The sequence below is a fragment of the Micromonospora sp. NPDC085948 genome, assembly GCF_040686315.1.
GTDB lineage: Bacteria > Actinomycetota > Actinomycetes > Mycobacteriales > Micromonosporaceae > Micromonospora.
Map to the genome: position 1 here is coordinate 194,610 of NZ_JBFBJW010000001.1, position 15,414 is coordinate 210,023.

General features: G+C 68.8%; 17 protein-coding genes. 3 read left to right on the top strand and 14 right to left on the bottom strand.

All coding sequences use genetic code 11. The features are described 5' to 3' along the window. Positions 1-24 precede the first annotated feature (24 nt). Positions 25-873 carry a 3-hydroxyacyl-CoA dehydrogenase family protein gene (locus AB0O48_RS00975; RefSeq protein ID WP_357246334.1) on the bottom strand — a complete coding sequence of 283 codons (849 nt, stop codon included), beginning with the start codon at positions 871-873 and terminating at the stop codon, positions 25-27. A 224-nt stretch (positions 874-1,097) separates the two neighbouring features. Between AB0O48_RS00975 and AB0O48_RS00980 the strand changes: the two genes are divergently transcribed. Continuing rightward, complete coding sequence (locus tag AB0O48_RS00980; RefSeq protein WP_357246336.1) at positions 1,098-1,718, top strand: hypothetical protein; 621 nt, start codon at positions 1,098-1,100, stop codon at positions 1,716-1,718. Here AB0O48_RS00980 and AB0O48_RS00985 read toward each other — a convergent pair. Beyond that, on the bottom strand, positions 1,610-3,142 hold the full coding sequence (locus AB0O48_RS00985; protein ID WP_365062283.1) for a serine/threonine-protein kinase: 1,533 nt from the start codon (positions 3,140-3,142) through the stop codon (positions 1,610-1,612). The genes AB0O48_RS00980 and AB0O48_RS00985 overlap by 109 nt on opposite strands. 44 nt (positions 3,143-3,186) lie before the next feature. On the opposite strand from AB0O48_RS00985, the gene AB0O48_RS00990 reads away from it, so the two are divergent. Further along, entirely contained in the window at positions 3,187-3,735 is a 549-nt protein-coding gene (locus AB0O48_RS00990) for an RNA polymerase sigma factor (RefSeq protein ID WP_357571793.1), read from the top strand. A gap of 30 nt (positions 3,736-3,765) precedes the next feature. Here AB0O48_RS00990 and murA read toward each other — a convergent pair whose 3' ends face one another. Next, positions 3,766-5,208, bottom strand: a complete 1,443-nt coding sequence (gene murA, locus AB0O48_RS00995; protein WP_357246344.1) for a UDP-N-acetylglucosamine 1-carboxyvinyltransferase — start codon at positions 5,206-5,208, stop codon at positions 3,766-3,768. Between murA and AB0O48_RS01000 the strand changes: the two genes are divergently transcribed. Continuing rightward, on the top strand, positions 5,207-5,779 hold the full coding sequence (locus tag AB0O48_RS01000; protein ID WP_357246347.1) for a cob(I)yrinic acid a,c-diamide adenosyltransferase: 573 nt from the start codon (positions 5,207-5,209) through the stop codon (positions 5,777-5,779). The two genes, murA and AB0O48_RS01000, sit on opposite strands and share 2 nt — an antisense overlap. A 394-nt stretch (positions 5,780-6,173) precedes the next feature. Here the strand turns inward: AB0O48_RS01000 and AB0O48_RS01005 are convergent, their stop codons facing one another. The 11 genes from AB0O48_RS01005 to AB0O48_RS01055 form a co-directional block, all read right to left on the bottom strand. After that, positions 6,174-6,629, bottom strand: a complete 456-nt coding sequence (locus tag AB0O48_RS01005; RefSeq protein WP_357246350.1) for a DUF2550 domain-containing protein — start codon at positions 6,627-6,629, stop codon at positions 6,174-6,176. Positions 6,630-6,641: 12 nt separating this feature from the next. After that, positions 6,642-6,923: a F0F1 ATP synthase subunit epsilon gene (locus AB0O48_RS01010; RefSeq protein ID WP_357246353.1), complete on the bottom strand. Its 282-nt coding sequence runs from the start codon at positions 6,921-6,923 to the stop codon at positions 6,642-6,644. An 88-nt stretch (positions 6,924-7,011) separates the two neighbouring features. Further along, complete coding sequence (locus tag AB0O48_RS01015; protein ID WP_365063225.1) at positions 7,012-8,157, bottom strand: LCP family protein; 1,146 nt, start codon at positions 8,155-8,157, stop codon at positions 7,012-7,014. A gap of 225 nt (positions 8,158-8,382) precedes the next feature. Continuing rightward, positions 8,383-9,819 (bottom strand): F0F1 ATP synthase subunit beta, encoded by a 1,437-nt coding sequence (gene atpD / locus AB0O48_RS01020; protein ID WP_365062287.1) that lies wholly within the window; start codon positions 9,817-9,819, stop codon positions 8,383-8,385. Next, positions 9,819-10,748 (bottom strand): F0F1 ATP synthase subunit gamma, encoded by a 930-nt coding sequence (locus AB0O48_RS01025; RefSeq protein ID WP_357246359.1) that lies wholly within the window; start codon positions 10,746-10,748, stop codon positions 9,819-9,821. The genes atpD and AB0O48_RS01025 overlap by 1 nt, the downstream gene beginning before the upstream one ends. Before the next feature lie 4 nt (positions 10,749-10,752). Further along, positions 10,753-12,405 carry a F0F1 ATP synthase subunit alpha gene (atpA, locus tag AB0O48_RS01030; RefSeq protein ID WP_357246362.1) on the bottom strand — a complete coding sequence of 551 codons (1,653 nt, stop codon included), beginning with the start codon at positions 12,403-12,405 and terminating at the stop codon, positions 10,753-10,755. A gap of 143 nt (positions 12,406-12,548) precedes the next feature. Continuing rightward, positions 12,549-13,370 carry a F0F1 ATP synthase subunit delta gene (locus AB0O48_RS01035; protein ID WP_357571794.1) on the bottom strand — a complete coding sequence of 274 codons (822 nt, stop codon included), beginning with the start codon at positions 13,368-13,370 and terminating at the stop codon, positions 12,549-12,551. Beyond that, positions 13,370-13,909 (bottom strand): F0F1 ATP synthase subunit B, encoded by a 540-nt coding sequence (locus tag AB0O48_RS01040; RefSeq protein ID WP_357246368.1) that lies wholly within the window; start codon positions 13,907-13,909, stop codon positions 13,370-13,372. The genes AB0O48_RS01035 and AB0O48_RS01040 overlap by 1 nt, the downstream gene beginning before the upstream one ends. Positions 13,910-13,935: 26 nt before the next feature. Continuing rightward, entirely contained in the window at positions 13,936-14,178 is a 243-nt protein-coding gene (locus AB0O48_RS01045; protein WP_357246371.1) for an ATP synthase F0 subunit C, read from the bottom strand. Positions 14,179-14,241: 63 nt separating this feature from the next. After that, the gene (gene atpB, locus AB0O48_RS01050) at positions 14,242-15,039 is read right to left on the bottom strand and encodes a F0F1 ATP synthase subunit A (protein WP_357246373.1); all 798 of its coding nucleotides are present in this window, start codon (positions 15,037-15,039) and stop codon (positions 14,242-14,244) included. 11 nt (positions 15,040-15,050) lie between these two features. Further along, positions 15,051-15,287 (bottom strand): hypothetical protein, encoded by a 237-nt coding sequence (locus AB0O48_RS01055; RefSeq protein ID WP_357246376.1) that lies wholly within the window; start codon positions 15,285-15,287, stop codon positions 15,051-15,053. Positions 15,288-15,414 lie beyond the last annotated feature (127 nt).

The following is a 15,414-nucleotide window of genomic DNA, read 5'->3' on the forward strand; positions in this document are numbered from 1 at the left end:
GAACGGACCCCGGGGCTGGACGTCTCAGTAGGTGTAGAAGCCCTTGCCGGTCTTGCGGCCGAGGTCGCCGGCGGTGACCATCCGCTGGAGCAGCTCCGGCGGAAAGAACTTCTCGTCGGCCGTGTCGGTGTAGATGTTCTTCGAGGCGTGCAGCAGCACGTCCACGCCGGTCAGGTCGGTGGTGGCCAGGGGTCCCATCGCGTGCCCGAAGCCCAGCCGGCAGGCCGTGTCCAGGTCCTCGGCGGACACCACACCGGACTCGACGAGCTTGACCGCCTCCATGACCAGGGCGGAGATCAGCCGGGTGGTGACGAAGCCGGCGATGTCCCGGTTGACCACCACCACCGTCTTGCCGATCTCCTCGGCGAAGGCCCGCGCGGTGTCCAGCGTCGCGTCGCTGGTCTTGTAACCGCGTACCAGCTCGCAGAGCTGCATCATCGGCACCGGGGAGAAGAAGTGGGTGCCGACGACCGCCTCGGGCCGCTCGGTCACCGCGGCGATCTGGGTGACCGGGATGGCCGAGGTGTTGGTGGCGAGCACCGCGTCCGACTTGCAGATCTTGTCCAGGGCGCGGAACACCTCGTGCTTGATCTCCAGCCGCTCGAAGACCGCCTCGACCACGATGTCCGCGTCGGCCGCCGCCTCCAGCTCGGTGGTCGGGGTGATCCGGGCCAGCGTCGCCTCGACCTCGGACGCCTCGATCTTGCCCTTCTCGGCGAACTTCTCCAGCGACTTCCGGATGCCGGCAAGCCCTCGGGTGGTGGCCGCGTCGTCCAGGTCGCGCAACGTCACCTGCCAGCCCGCCTGCGCCGCCACCTGGGCGATGCCGGAGCCCATCAAGCCCGCCCCGACGACCGCGAGTCGACCCGCCATCTGCTTCTCCCTCGCTGCGAATGAGTGCCTCACTGCACCCTAGTCGGCGAGCCTGAACGATGACTAAGCGCGCTCCACCCCGGAAGGATGTTGGGCGCTTCCGGTGACCTTGGGCGGGGTAGGGACCGGTGACGGATTCATGACCCCGCTCGGCGAACAAACTCCCCTGCGGGTGCATCGAACCCTGCGACAACAACCCAACGGCCATCAGCCAGGAGTTCATCATGCGTGCCACGCCCTTGGTCGGAACCCTCACCTGCCTCCTGCTCGTCGCCGCGTGCACGTCACCGGCACACCAGAGCGGCAACGCCGCGCCGGCCGGCTCACCGGACCCCGCGACCAGCGCGGCGACCACCACGCCGCCCGCGTCGCCCACGCCGCCCGCGTCGCCCACGCCATCTGCGTCGTATTCGCCGTCGGTGCGACCGTCGAGCACCACCGATCAGCTCGTCCTGGGACCGAACGGCATCGGCTCACTGAAGCTCGGAATGACCCGTCAGCAGGCCACCGCGACCGGGATGCTGCGGATCCCCTTCGACGCCACCGGCGGCTGCGGCACGTCATTCCTGCGCGCCGCCCCGACCGAGGAGGGGACCATCACCCTCTCGCCGACCGTGGGAATCGCCGCCATCAGCGTGTGGCCCGGCATCAAGACGCGCGAGGGTTTGGGCATCGGCATGTCAAGCGCCGAGGTGCTTCGGATCTACCCGGCATACCGGGAGGGGGTCAACGCTGGCTACGCGACGCCCCCCGGCAACGACAAGGCCGTGTACCGCATCGCAACGAGGAACGGCAAGGTCACCGCGCTGAGTCTGCAGCACGTGGACCAGGACTGCTTCGACTGAACCGACCCGACCCGGCCGGCCTGGGGCGCCAGTGAGCTGGACAGCCGCAGGTCGGCCAGGATCTCGTCGGTCAGGTCGGCGTCACCGACCTGCTTGATCTGCAGGTAGACGCCGTAGCCGCGCTGCGGCACGGTGAGCACCACCTCGCTGAACGAGACCGCGGCGCCACACGAGGTCCACCGCCGTATCCGCGCCTGGTTACCGCCCACGTCCACGGTCCGGTCGGGCTGCGGGACGCAGGAGGTGTGGCTGGGCAGGGCGGGTGCCGCGCCGCCGGCGAGCAGTGCCTTGCTCACGCCGACGAACACGCCGGGTATCCGACTCGCGGGATCGGACCAGACGTCGAGATCCGGAGCGACCGCGAGGCCCGGCGCCTGACCCGCGGGAAGTCGCAGCACCGAAGGATCCCAACCGGCGTCCTTCACCTGGCCGGCCCAGCTCGACGGCACCGCGATCGACAGGGCACCGGAGACGTCGTGGACGCGTACCCAGCCCGACCGTGCCGGCAGGGCGGCGCTGGAACCCGCCGTCGCCAGCAGCGCGGTCAGTGCGACCCCGACGCCGACGACCCGTCCCAACTGCCGCACCAACCGGCCGCGGCCCGTGTCCCGCTCCATCGCGGCGATGACCCGGCACAGCTCGTCGAGCAGGACCGCGGCGGACGCCCACCGTTGCCGAGGGTCGTGATGCAGCGCGCGGCGCACCAGGTCGTCCACCGCGGACGGAACCCCGGGGCGTACCTGGGACGGCCTGGGCAACGACCGCCCACCCCTGCCCGCGCGACTGGCCTGCTCGGGAGGGTTCCCGGTCAGCATGTGGTACAGGGTCGCGCCGATCGCGTAGACGTCGGCGCGGATGTCCAGGCCCCCGCCCGGGGTGGCCTGCTCGGGAGGCATGTAACCGGGTGTGCCGGCGGCGAAGGTGAAGCCGGACGCGTTCGCGAGCGCCTTGGCCAGGCCGAGGTCGGCGACGAGCACCCGATCCCGATCCGCGGCCGGCTCGAACAACACATTGGACGGCTTGAGGTCGCGGTGCAGCACACCAGCCTCGTGCAGCACGGTGACGGCACTGGCGATGTCGGCCGCGACGAGCAGGGCCTCCCGTACCGGCATCGGCCCCGAGACGAGCCGATCCGCGAGGGTGCCACCGGCCACGTACGGCATCACCAGGTACGGCCGGCCGTCCGGCAGCTCACCGACGTCGAGGACCCGCACGAGCAGGCTGGAATCCGTCCGCCGCATGATCCGCGCCTCCTGCTCGAAGCGCTCCCGCAGATCGGCGTGGTACGACCAGTTGTCCGCCAGCACCTTGATCGCCACCGACGCGTCCAGGGCGTCGTCCGCGCCGAGCCACACGGTGGCGAACGCTCCGGAACCGATACGTCGCAGAATGCGATATCGGCCGATCCTGTCGGGTACTGACACGCCCGTATTATGGCCCTCAGGACGTGGGGGAACGGGGCCTGAGCATGTCAGACGATCTTGGAATCGAGGAGCTCGCCGGCCGCGCCGCCACGGGTGACGCCGCCGCTCTCGACGCGCTGCTGAGCAGGATCGGCCCGCAGGTCCTGCGGCAGTGTCTGCGCCTCCTCCCGTGCCGGCAGGACGCCGAAGAGGCGTGCCAGGACGCCCTTCTCCAGGTCGCTCGCAAGATAGACGGCTTCGCGGGGCGGTCGAAGTTCTCCACCTGGCTGTACGTCGTCACGGCCAACTGCGCCCGGCAGACGTACCGGAGCCTCAAGCGCCGGGCCGGCGAGCAGCCCACGCCACTGCTTCCCCTTGATGCCGCCGACCCGCGTACGACGAGCGTGATCGCGGGCTCCCGGCTCGACCTGCTGGACGCGCTGGAACGGCTGGAGGCACACCGACCCGAACTCGTCGCCCCGCTGGTGATGCGTGATCTGTGCCAGTTGACCTACGAGGAGATCGCCGACCACCTCGCCATTCCGATCGGCACCCTGAAGTCCCGCATCCACGACGCGCGACGACACGTACGGGCCTCGCTGGGGGCCGCCTGACGCGGTGCGGCCCCACGCACGGAGCCGGCCTCAGATCTCCAGTGACGGTTCATCCGGGGTGGTGCCCCGCTCGACCGCCACCCCGAGAGCGCGGAGATCGGCCACGAAGTCCGGGTAACCCCGGTCGACGTGGTGCACGTGGGAAACCTCGGTGACCCCCTGCGCGCACAACCCGGCGATGATCAGCCCCGCGCCGGCGCGGATGTCGGTCGCCTGGACCGGGGCACCGGAGAGCCGACCTCGCCCACGGACCACCGCGTGGTGCCCGTCGGTCTTGATGTCCGCGCCGAGCCGCATCATCTCGTTGGCGAACATGAACCGGCCGTCGAAGATGTTCTCGGTGATCAGGGAGGCGCCGTCACTGACGGCGGCCAGCCCGATCGCCATCGGCAGCAGGTCGGTGGCGAAGCCGGGGTACGGCAACGTCACCACGTCCACCGCCCGGGGCCGGTCGTCCATCCGTACGCGGAAGCCGTCTCCCCGGGTCTCCACCAGGCCACCGGCGGCCACGACCTTGTCCAGCGCGACCTCCAGGTACGCCGGGTCCAGCCCGGTCACCGTCACGTCGCCCCGGGTCATCGCCGCCCCGAACGCCCACGTGCCGGCGACGATCCGGTCCCCCACCGTGGCGTGCCGCACCGGGTGCAGACCCGGCACCCCGGTGATCCGCAACGTGGAGGTGCCCGCACCGGAGATCCGCGCCCCCATCTGGTTGAGCATCGTGCAGATGTCGACGATCTCCGGCTCCCGGGCGGCGTTGTCGATCATCGTGACGCCCTGGGCCAGCACCGCCGCCATCACCAGGTTCTCGGTCGCTCCCACGCTGGGGAAGTCCAGCACGATGTCCGCGCCGCGCAGCCCGTGCGGGGCGGACGCGATGACGAAGCCGTGCTCACCGGAGATCTCCGCGCCCATCCGGGTCAGCCCGGAGACGTGCATGTCCAGCCCGCGTGACCCGATGGCGTCGCCACCAGGATGGGCCACCCGCACGTACCCCCGGCGGGCCAGCAGCGGGCCGAGCACACAGATCGACGCGCGCAACCGCCGGACCAGGTCGTAGTCCGCCTCGGCGCCCGGTTGCTCGGGCACGTCGATGGTCACCGACCGGGACCGGGCCACCCCGCCGCGGGCCACCATCGGGTCGACCGGGTCGTCCGCGTCGAACCGGACGCCGCAGCCCAGCCGACGCAGCACCTCGCCCATGATCGCGATGTCGGTGATCCGCGGGACGTTCGTGATCACGCTGCGGCCCGGGGCGAGCAGCGCGGCGGCCATCAGCTTCAACGCCGAGTTCTTGGCCCCCACCACGTGTACGGTGCCGGTGAGCCGGGCGTCCCCGTACACCCGGATGACGTCGACGTCGTTGACCGCCGGGTCGCCCGCGTCGCCGGGGCCCGCCACCACCGGCCAACTGGTCGCGCTGTCCGGCCGCGCCGGGATCGTCAGGTCGGGAATCCGTAGGCTGTGCGTCATGGCCGTCCACCTCACGCGCATCTACACCAAGGCCGGCGATGCCGGCATGACCAGGCTGAGCAACAACGAGCAGGTGCCGAAGACCGATCCACGGATCGCCGCGTACGCGGATGTCGACGAATGCAACGCCGCGATCGGCGTCGCGCTCGCCCTGGGTGGGCTCGACGAGGAACTGCGGGGCGTGCTGGGGTCGGTGCAGAACGACCTGTTCGACGTCGGCGCCGACCTGTCCACCCCCGTCGAGCCGGAGCCGAAGTACCCGCCGCTGCGGGTCACCGAGGCGTACGTCGAGCGCCTTGAGGGCTGGTGCGACGAGTACAACGCACGCCTGAGCAAGCTCGACTCCTTCATCCTCCCCGGCGGCACCCCGGGCGCGGCGCTGCTCCACGTGGCGCGGACGACCGCCCGGCGTGCCGAACGCGCGGCATGGGCGCTGGTCAGCCACGATTCGGAACGGACCAGCACTCTCCCGGCAAAGTATCTCAACCGGCTCTCCGATCTGCTCTTTATCCTGTCAAGAACGGCAAATCCGGCGGGAGATGTGCTATGGGTGCCGGGCGGCAAGCGCTGACCGTGGGCGCGCTGCACCACGTGGAGGTGTGGGTTCCCGATCTGGCCGCTGCCACGCGTAGTTGGGGCTGGCTCCTCGGCGAGCTGGGCTGACCAGCGCCTAGATCAACTCGGGTTCCTTGATGTCGGGCCATCCCAGCCACCAGAACACCCCGGCATCAAGAAGCCCGAGTTGATCTAGGCGCGCCACCGCCACCGAAGAAGGCGGGACCGACCACCGAGAAGGCGAGACTCAACCAACCCGGTAACGGCAGAAGGCAAGAAGCGCGCCAGAGCGGCGCACAGCGCCAACGACGGGTTTCCGGGGGAGCCCGCCCGGCGCAGGGATCAAGCCTGACCGCCCGGAGCCGGGTGGGCTCCCCCGGAAACCCCAAGCGCAACCACCCAGGAGCCGATCAGGCAGCCGGCCAGTCCTGGGAGGCCATACGCGGCGAGACCGCCCCCGGAGGGGCGGCCTCGAGCCAGGAGAGGAAACCGGTGACGGTCGACCGCGCCATGGCGATCTCCACCGGTGCGTGGTGACTCGTACAGCGGAGGATCACCCAGTCGGCCGGCATGGAGAGCCGTTCCTGGCCCTCCGGCAGCCGGCGGCGCTCCACCGCCAGCCCTTTGCGGGAGAGCACCCGCTTGGGTCGGATCGCGAAGCTGAACATCCGGTACCACCGCAGCTCGTCACCGGCGAACCGGCCGAAGCCGGGCGACCAGCCACGGCCGTCGAGCATGGTGGTGACTCGGACGCTGAGCCGGATGATGCCACCGCTACGGGTGACCAGCGCTCGCCGGACGAAGAGGGTGAGAAGCGCGCCGAGGATGACGACAACGCCGATCCCGATTCCTTCGACGATGTCCATCCCCGGTGTGGCTCAGCGGCTCTGCGCGGAGACCGGGGTTGCGCTCTCGGCCAGCACGATGACGCCGTCGGCGCTCACCGAGAGGAAGCCGCCGGCGACCTCGTAGGAGACCTGCTCACCGCCGGCGAGCTTGATGCGGACCTGACCGGGCTCGGCGAGTTGGCCGAGCAGCGGCGCGTGTCCCGGCAGGACACCGAGCTCGCCTTCGGTCGTCCGGGCGACCACCATTTCGGCGTCACCGGACCAGACCTTCTCCTCGACGGCGACGAGCTCGACGTGAAGCTGCTTTGCCACGCTGTCTCCTTGCTGCGGCGACGGATTGCCGAAAGTCTAGCCTGACGCGCACGCGCTCCCAACGCGGGTGGGAGAACCCGCGCCGCGACTACTTGGTCTTGTTCACGAAGTCCGGATGCTCCAGCAGGAAGGCATCGAGCTGCTCGTTGTGCAGGGCGGTGAAGAAGTCCGGGACATCCGCCTGGAACTGCTCACCGAGGTAGACGCCCCTGCTGTTCTTGAGCTCGCCACCGGCGAGCTTGATCATCTGGATGGTGTTCGGGCGGATGTCCTTCAGGGCGAGCCCGAAGTCGACGACGCTGCTGCCCCGACCGTTGAAGATCAGCGACTGGCCGGCGGCGCGGAGCACCTTGTCCAACTTGAGGGGGTTGGCCACCACGTCGGCGCTGAACGCCTGGCCCACCATGGCCTTGACGAACTGCTGCTGGTGGCGCTGCCGGCCGTAGTCGGAGTCCGGAACACCGTTCTTCGGGTAGCGCTGCCGGACGTAGTCCAGCGCCTGCCACCCGCTGAGGTGTTGGTTGCCCTTCTTGTAGACCGCCTGCGGGCCGACGTAACCCTCGCCGTACGTCTTGCCCGGCCGCGGCTTGCCGTCCGGCTGCTTGTGCTCGGACTTGACGTCGCGCTCGATGTACATGTCGACGCCGCCCATCGCGTCGACGATCTTCTGGAAGCCGGTGAAGTTGATGATGGCGCCAGCGTCGAACCGCTTGATGCCCGTCACGTTCTGCACGGTGGTGGCCAGCAGCTCGAAGCCACGTGCCGCGTCGGGGTTGGCCCCCGGCACCTTGCTGCCGAACGACATCGCAGCGTTGATCTTCGTGGTCTCGCCGGGGAAGTCGGCCTTCTTGAACGCCGGGATCGGCACGTAGAGGTCGCGCGGCAGGGAGAAGAGGTAGGCCCGGTCCATCGACGCCGGCACGTGCAACACCATGATCGAGTCGGCCAGCGGCGCGGCCGTCGGCGTACGCGGGTCGATGCCGACGAGCAGGATGTTGAGTGGGCCCTTGATGTCGCTCTTCTTCGCCTGGGCGCCCGCCGCCTGGTCACCGAACAGGTCCGCCTTGCCGACCGCACCCTCGTAGCGGGCCATCAGGGCCTCCGTGCCGACCAGCACCGCGCCGCTGAGCACGACCAGCACGGTGCCGAACACCGTGCAGATCCTGGCCCAGCCTGGCACGCCGCGCCAGACGGATGACTTGCGGCCCCGCTTACCGGCCTTACCCACGAGCAGCTCCGTTCGTTACGCCCACACGAAGGAAGACGGGCGCACGTCGTCGAAAGGTTGCGAAGATCAACGCTCGTCAGGGGTGAGCGCGCGAATTAGAACGTATCTCGGGTTCTTGGGAACGGACGACCCCGAGTAACGGACCGCGACGATGGTAGGACGCGAAGATGAACAAAAGACTGCCCCGGCATGGCCGGGGCAGTCTTTTGGTTGCGGGACGAATCGGGCTTGTCAGCCCTTCATCAGCTCCTCAGCCTTGCGCTCCAGGTCCTCAAGACCGCCGCACATGAAGAACGCCTGCTCGGGGAAGTGATCGTACTCACCCTCGCTGATCTTGCGGAACGCCTCGATGGTCTCCTTGATCGGGACCGTCGAGCCCGGTACGCCGGTGAACTGCTCCGCCGCGTAGGTGTTCTGCGAGAGGAAGCGCTCGATCCGCCGGGCCCGAGCCACGGTGATCTTGTCTTCCTCGGAGAGCTCCTCGATACCGAGGATGGCGATGATGTCCTGCAGGTCGCGGTAACGCTGCAGGATCCGCTTCACCTCGGTGGCCACCTGGAAGTGCTCGGCGCCGACGAACTCCGGGGCGAGGATCCGGGACGAGGACGCCAGCGGGTCCACGGCCGGGTAGATGCCCTTGTCGGAGATCGACCGCTCCAGGTTGGTGGTCGCGTCCAGGTGGGCGAACGTGGTGGCCGGGGCGGGGTCGGTGTAGTCGTCCGCCGGCACGTAGATCGCCTGCATGGAGGTGATGGCCTGGCCCCGGACGGAGGTGATCCGCTCCTGGAGCTCGCCCATCTCGTCGGCCAGGGTCGGCTGGTAACCCACGGCGCTCGGCATACGGCCGAGCAGGGTGGACACCTCCGAACCGGCCTGCGTGAAACGGAAGATGTTGTCGATGAAGAGCAGCACCTCCTGCTTCTTCACGTCCCGGAAGTACTCCGCCATGGTCAGCGCGGAGAGGGCCACCCGCAGCCGGGTGCCCGGCGGCTCGTCCATCTGGCCGTAGACCAGCGCGGTCTTGTCGATGACGCCGGACTCGGTCATCTCGGCGATGAGGTCGTTGCCCTCACGGGTGCGCTCACCCACGCCGGCGAACACCGAGGTACCACCGAAGTTACGGGCCACCCGGGTGATCATCTCCTGGATGAGCACCGTCTTGCCCACGCCCGCGCCACCGAACAGGCCGATCTTGCCGCCCTTGACGTACGGGGCGAGCAGGTCGATGACCTTGATGCCGGTCTCCAGCATCTCGGTCTTCGGCTCCAGGTCCGCGAAGGCCGGGGCCTTGCGGTGGATGCCCCACCGGTCGTCGGCCTCGAACGTCTCGCCCTCTTTGAGGTTGAGCACCTCGCCGATCGCGTTGAACACCTTGCCCTTGACCGCGTCGCCCACCGGTACGGTGATCGGCTCGCCGCGGTCGCGCACCTCGGCGCCACGAACCAGGCCGTCGGTCGGCTGCATCGAGATGGCACGGACCAGGTTGTCACCCAGGTGCTGGGCGACCTCCAGGGTCAGCGTCTTCTCACCGCCGGACAGGTTCACGGTGACGTTGAGGGCGTTGAACAGGGCCGGCATGGCGTCGCGCGGGAACTCGGCGTCGACGACCGGGCCGATGACCCGGACCACGCGACCCGTGGCCGTCTTGGTCTCTACTGGTGCAGTCATCACACTTCACTTCCCGACGCGGCCAGCGCGTTGGCGCCGCCGACGATCTCGCTGATCTCCTGGGTGATCCCGGCCTGGCGAGCCGAGTTCATCTCGCGCGTGTACTTCTCGATCATCTCTTCGGCGTTGTCGGTGGCGCTCTTCATCGCCCGCCGCCGTGCCGCCGACTCACTCGCCGCCGACTCGATCAACGCCGCGTAGATCCGCGTGTTGATGTACCTCGGCAGGAGCGCGTCGAGCAGCGCCTCCGCCTCCGGCTCGAACTCGTACGCCGGCAGCAGCCCCTCGGAGCGCGGCCGGTCCTCCACCTGCATCGGACCGATCACCTTGGTGACCGGGTTCTGCGTCATCAGCGAGTGGAACTCGGTGTAGACGATGTGCAACTCGTCGACGCCGAGCACGCCGTCCGCTCCGGCCCCGCCGTCGGCGTCGTCCGCACCGGCGGTGAACGCCTTGATCAGCGTCTCACCGACGGTACGGGCGTCCTCGAACGACGGCTGCTCACTGAAGCCGGTCCAGTTCGCCTCGATCGGCCGGTTGCGGAACCGGTAGAACCCGACGCCCTTACGTCCGATGACGTAGAGCACCGGCTCCTTGCCGTCCGCCTTGAGCCGCGCGATCAGCGACTCCGCCATCCTGATCGCGTTGGAGCTGTAACCGCCGGCCAGGCCACGGTCGCTGGTGACCAACAGGACGCCCGCCCGCCGCACCCGCTCGCGCGGGGTGAGCAGCGGGTGGTCGATCCGCGCGTTGGACGCCAGCGCCGTGAGCACGCCGGTGATGGCCTGGGCGTACGGCAGGGACGCCTGCACCCTGGCCTGAGCCTTGGCGATCCGGCTCGTCGCCACGAGCTCCATCGCCTTGGTGATCTTCTTCATCGACTTCGCCGAGCGGATCCGTTGACGAAGAACGCGTACCTGGGCCGCCACGGGATCAGCTCTCGGCCGGGCGGTCGGTCGCGCTGTCGCGGAAGCGGGTCACCGTCTCGCGGTTCTCGTCACCCTCGAGCGGAGCGGCCGGCGCGTCGTTGACCTTGCGCTCGTCGTCCTTGTTGAGGAAGACCTGCTTGAACTCGGCGATCGCCGCGTCCAGCGAACCGACGATGTCGTCGCCCCACTGGTTGTCGGCGATGCCGGCCAGCACACCCTCGTGCTTGTGCCGCAGGTACTGGAGGAACTCCGCCTCGAAACGCCGGACGTCGCTCACCGGGATGTCGTCCAGCTTGCCCTCGACACCGGCCCAGACCGAGACGACCTCCTGCTCGACCGGGAACGGCGAGTAGTTCGGCTGCTTGAGCAGCTCGACGAGGCGTACACCGCGGTCGAGCTGGGCACGCGAGGCCCGGTCCAGGTCGGAGGCGAAGGCGGCGAACGCCTCCAGCTCGCGGTACTGGGCGAGGTTGAGCCGCAGCGAACCGGCGACCTTCCGCATCGGCTTCACCTGGGCGGCGCCGCCGACCCGGGAGACCGAGGTGCCGACGTTGATCGCCGGGCGGACGCCCTGGTTGAACAGGTCCGTCTCCAGGAAGATCTGGCCGTCGGTGATCGAGATGACGTTGGTCGGGATGAAGGCCGAGATGTCGTTGGCCTTCGTCTCGATGATCGGCAGACCGGTCATCGAGCCGCCACCCAGCTCGTCGGAGAGCTTCGCGCAGCGCTCCAGCAGGCGGGAGTGCAGATAGAAGACGTCACCCGGGTACGCCTCACGGCCCGGCGGGCGACGCAGCAGCAGCGACACGGCCCGGTACGCCTCGGCCTGCTTGCTCAGGTCGTCGAAGACGATCAGGACGTGCTTGCCGCCGTACATCCAGTGCTGCCCGATGGACGAGCCGGTGTACGGGGCCAGGTACTTGAAGCCGGCCGGGTCGGACGCCGGGGAGGCCACGATGGTCGTGTACTCCATCGCGCCGGCCTCTTCCAGCTGGCCCTTGATCGAGGCGATCGTGGAGGCCTTCTGGCCGATGGCGACGTAGATGCAGCGGACCTGCTTCTTCGGGTCGCCGGTGCGCCAGTTGTCCCGCTGGTTGAGGATCGCGTCCAGGGCGACGGTGGTCTTACCGGTCTTACGGTCACCGATGATCAGCTGCCGCTGGCCCCGACCGATCGGGGTCATCGCGTCGATGGCCTTGATGCCGGTCTGCAGCGGCTCGAACACCGACTGGCGGGACATCACGTTCGGAGCCTGCAGCTCCAGCTCGCGGAAGCCCTCGTTGGCGATGTCACCGAGCCCGTCGATCGGCTTGCCGAGGGCGTCGACCACGCGGCCGAGGAAGGCGTCGCCAACCGGAACGGAGAGAACCCGCTCGGTGCGCTTGACGCGCTGCCCCTCCTCCAGCTTGGCGGAGTCACCGAGAACGACGACACCGATCTCCCGGACGTCGAGGTTCAACGCCACGCCGAGCGTGCCGTCCTCGAACTCCAGGAGTTCGTTGGTCATGGTCGAGGGCAGGCCCTCGACGTGGGCGATGCCGTCGCCGGTGTCGGCGACGGTGCCGACCTCCTCGCGGGAGACGTCGGACGAGTAGGAAGAGACGTAGCGCTCCAGGGCGCCGCGGATCTCCTCCGTCGAGATGGTCAGCTCGGCCATCCTCTGCTTCCTTAAAATTCAGGGGCCCGGGATACCTAGTACCGACCGGTCCGAATGGCGTCTGTCATTCCGGGCGCTGCGGCGGCGGAGCCGCCCCGACGCTGAGCGGCGGAGGCCACTCAGCCGCTGGGCGGCTGAGCCGTTCAGCGCTTCGCGAGCGCGTTGCGGGTCTCGTTGAGGCGGCGCAGGATGGTGCCGTCGTACAGGTCGGAACCGACCCGCACGCTCACGCCACCCAGGACGTGCGGGTCGACCGTCTGCTTGACGGAGACCTCCCGACCGTATATCGCGGTGAGGCTCGCACCCAGCCGGCGTTCGTCGTCGTCACTCAACGGGGCCGCGACGGTCACGTACGCCACCTGCCGGTCGCGTCGCTCGGCGGCGAGTTCCACCAGCCGGGTCAGCGCGCCGGTGAAGGAGCGCCCCCCGAACCCGCCGAGCGCCACCTCGACGAGGCGGACGGTGACCGGGCGGGCCTTGTCGGCGAGCAGCTCCCGGGCCAGGGTGGCCCGCTGCTCGACCGGGGCGACCGGGTCGGCCAGCGTGTTGCTCAGCGCCGACTGACCGGCCACGACCTGGCCGAAGCGGAACAGCTCGTCCTCGACCTCGCCCAGCTCGCCGGCCTTGTCGGCGCTGGCGAGCAGCGCCTCCACGCCGAGGCGCTCGGTGCCGTCGAGCAACTCCGACGGTGCCGACCAGCGGCCGGAGACCAACGCCACGAGCAGGTCGAGCGCGTCGGCGCCGATCCGCCCGCCCAGCATGTCGCCGAGCAGGGCACCGCGGTCGTCACCGGAACGAGCCGGCTCGGACAGTGCCCGACGCAGCCGCGGCTCACGCCGCAGCAGGGTCGCCACGGAGAGGATGGCGTCGGCGGTGGAGGCCACCGCCGACGGCTCCGCGCCGCGGACGTACGCGTCGAGGCGCTCGGCCGCGACCTTGTACGACTCCCGGCTGGCGGCCTGCATCAGCGGGCCCCCGTGCTCTCGAGGCCGCTCAGGAACCGGTCGACGGTGCCCTTGCGTCGCGCCTCGTCGGCCAGCGACTCGCCAACGATCTTGCTGGCCAGGTCCACCGCGATCGTGCCGACCTCCGCGCGCAGCTCGCGCACGATGGTGGCCCGCTCGGCGGCGAGTGCGTCCTTGCCCGCCTGGATGACCCGGTCGGACTCTTCCCGCGCCTTGGCGAGGATGTCCTGTCGGATCCCCTCGGCGTCGGCCCGCGCGTCGTCACGGATCTTGGCGGCGTCGGTGCGGGCCTCAGCGAGCTGGGCACGGTACTGCTCGAGCAGCTGGTTCGCCTCGGCCTGAGCGGCCTCGGCGCGCTTGATGCCGCCCTCGATCGCGTCGACCCGGGCCTGGAACGTCTGCTCCATACGGGGGAAGACGAACTTGATCAGTACGAAGCAGAGCACGGCGAAGGCGACAATCCCGACCACGATCTCCTCGGGAATGGGGATGATCGGGTTGTGGTCTGACTCACCACCCTCAGCGGCGAGGAAGTACATGGGTGACCTCCCGGTCGACGAGCGGATTAGAGCTCTCCCTGCCAGATGAAGCCGAAGGCGATGCCGAACAGCGCGAGCGCCTCGATGACGGCGAAGCCGATCCAGACGTACGGCAGGGTCATCCGCGACGACTCGGGCTGGCGGGCGGTCGACTGGATGTAGGCGGCGAAGACCAGACCAACGCCGATGCCCGGGCCGATGGCCGCGAGGCCGTAGCCGATGGCTGCGGTGCTGCCAACGACACCTTCTGCGGCGGCGACGTAATCCATTAGTGGTTCCTCCTGGTTATCACGCGTGTCTCTCACGCGGGACGACAACGGATGGTGCGTGGATCAGTGCTCTTCGGCGAGCGCGCCCTGGATGTAGCTGGCGCTCAGCACCGTGAAGACGTAGGCCTGTAGGACGATGACCAGCGCTTCGAGAAGGGTCAGCGCCACGGTCATCACCCAGGACACCGCCGAGATCGGTGCCAGCCAGGCGTTGGCGTTGATCATCGCGAAGCCGCCGAGCGTGAAGACCAGCAGGAGCATGTGGCCGGCGAACATGTTCGCGAAGAGACGAACGGCCAGCGAGAAAGGCCGGATGATGAAGGTCGAGAACGCCTCGATCGGGATCAGCAGCGGCAGGATGTACCACGGTGCCGGTGGGATCAGGGCGTGCTTGAAGTATTTGGCGAAGCCGTGGTGCCGGATGCCGATGTAGTTGAACAGCACGTAGCTGATCACCGCGAGGATCGCCGGGAAGGCGATGTGCGAGTTCGGCGAGATCTGGAAGAACGGAATGATCGCGAACGCGTTGGTCACCAGCACGAAGCAGAACAGCGTCGTGAAGTACGGCGCGAACCGCACACCCTGGTGACCGATCATGTCGACCGAGATGTTGTTGCGCACGAAGCCGTAGATCGACTCGGCGAACCACTGCTTCTTGGTCGGCACCAGCTTCGGGTTCCGATAGGTCGCCAGGAAGAAGATGATCAGAACGCCGACGGCGATCCAGACCATCAACGTGAACTTGGTGAACCAGTAGGAGTCGTGCGCACCCCAGGGCAGGATGCTGGGCAGGTAGAAGTCCTCCTTGCTAGGTGGGAATTCTGCCTGGCCCGCTGCCAGGACGTTCGCCTGTCCGAACACCGCGTCCCTTCCTAAGTAGGCGTGCCGAGTCGGCGGATGACCAGGATGACTCCCCCGGCCATGCCGAGCACGAAGCCGATCCCGGTGGCGACGCCACCGGTGTCGAGCCACTGGTCGACCAGCCAGCCGATGAAACCCCACACGAGCATGCCTCCGATGAGGTAACTCAGTGCGGTCCAGCCCTGACCGGCACCGGACGGATAGTCGTCCGGTTGCCCGGGGGGACGGGGGGTTTGGTCATCAGCCATGACGGGGCGAACGATATCAGCCGGGAAGACGAGGCTGTGCCTCACCCCCCGCACAACCATCGTTGTGTGGGCTTCTCGTGGGCGCCGTCGTCTGTGGGCACGCTACTCCCCTTCCGCCCGTCGGAAA

Bases quoted from the DNA above. Each gene is read 5' to 3' on its own strand.
- AB0O48_RS01035 (WP_357571794.1), bottom strand. From the start codon at position 13,370: ATGCAGGCCGCCAGCCGGGAGTCGTACAAGGTCGCGGCCGAGCGCCTC.
- AB0O48_RS01005 (WP_357246350.1), bottom strand. From the start codon at position 6,629: ATGGACATCGTCGAAGGAATCGGGATCGGCGTTGTCGTCATCCTCGGC.
- AB0O48_RS01040 (WP_357246368.1), bottom strand. From the start codon at position 13,909: ATGTACTTCCTCGCCGCTGAGGGTGGTGAGTCAGACCACAACCCGATC.
- AB0O48_RS01000 (WP_357246347.1), top strand. From the start codon at position 5,207: ATGGCCGTCCACCTCACGCGCATCTACACCAAGGCCGGCGATGCCGGC.
- atpD (WP_365062287.1), bottom strand. From the start codon at position 9,819: ATGACTGCACCAGTAGAGACCAAGACGGCCACGGGTCGCGTGGTCCGG.
- atpA (WP_357246362.1), bottom strand. From the start codon at position 12,405: ATGGCCGAGCTGACCATCTCGACGGAGGAGATCCGCGGCGCCCTGGAG.
- AB0O48_RS00980 (WP_357246336.1), top strand. From the start codon at position 1,098: ATGCGTGCCACGCCCTTGGTCGGAACCCTCACCTGCCTCCTGCTCGTC.
- AB0O48_RS00990 (WP_357571793.1), top strand. From the start codon at position 3,187: ATGTCAGACGATCTTGGAATCGAGGAGCTCGCCGGCCGCGCCGCCACG.
- AB0O48_RS01045 (WP_357246371.1), bottom strand. From the start codon at position 14,178: ATGGATTACGTCGCCGCCGCAGAAGGTGTCGTTGGCAGCACCGCAGCC.
- AB0O48_RS00975 (WP_357246334.1), bottom strand. From the start codon at position 873: ATGGCGGGTCGACTCGCGGTCGTCGGGGCGGGCTTGATGGGCTCCGGC.
- murA (WP_357246344.1), bottom strand. From the start codon at position 5,208: ATGACGCACAGCCTACGGATTCCCGACCTGACGATCCCGGCGCGGCCG.
- AB0O48_RS01055 (WP_357246376.1), bottom strand. From the start codon at position 15,287: ATGGCTGATGACCAAACCCCCCGTCCCCCCGGGCAACCGGACGACTAT.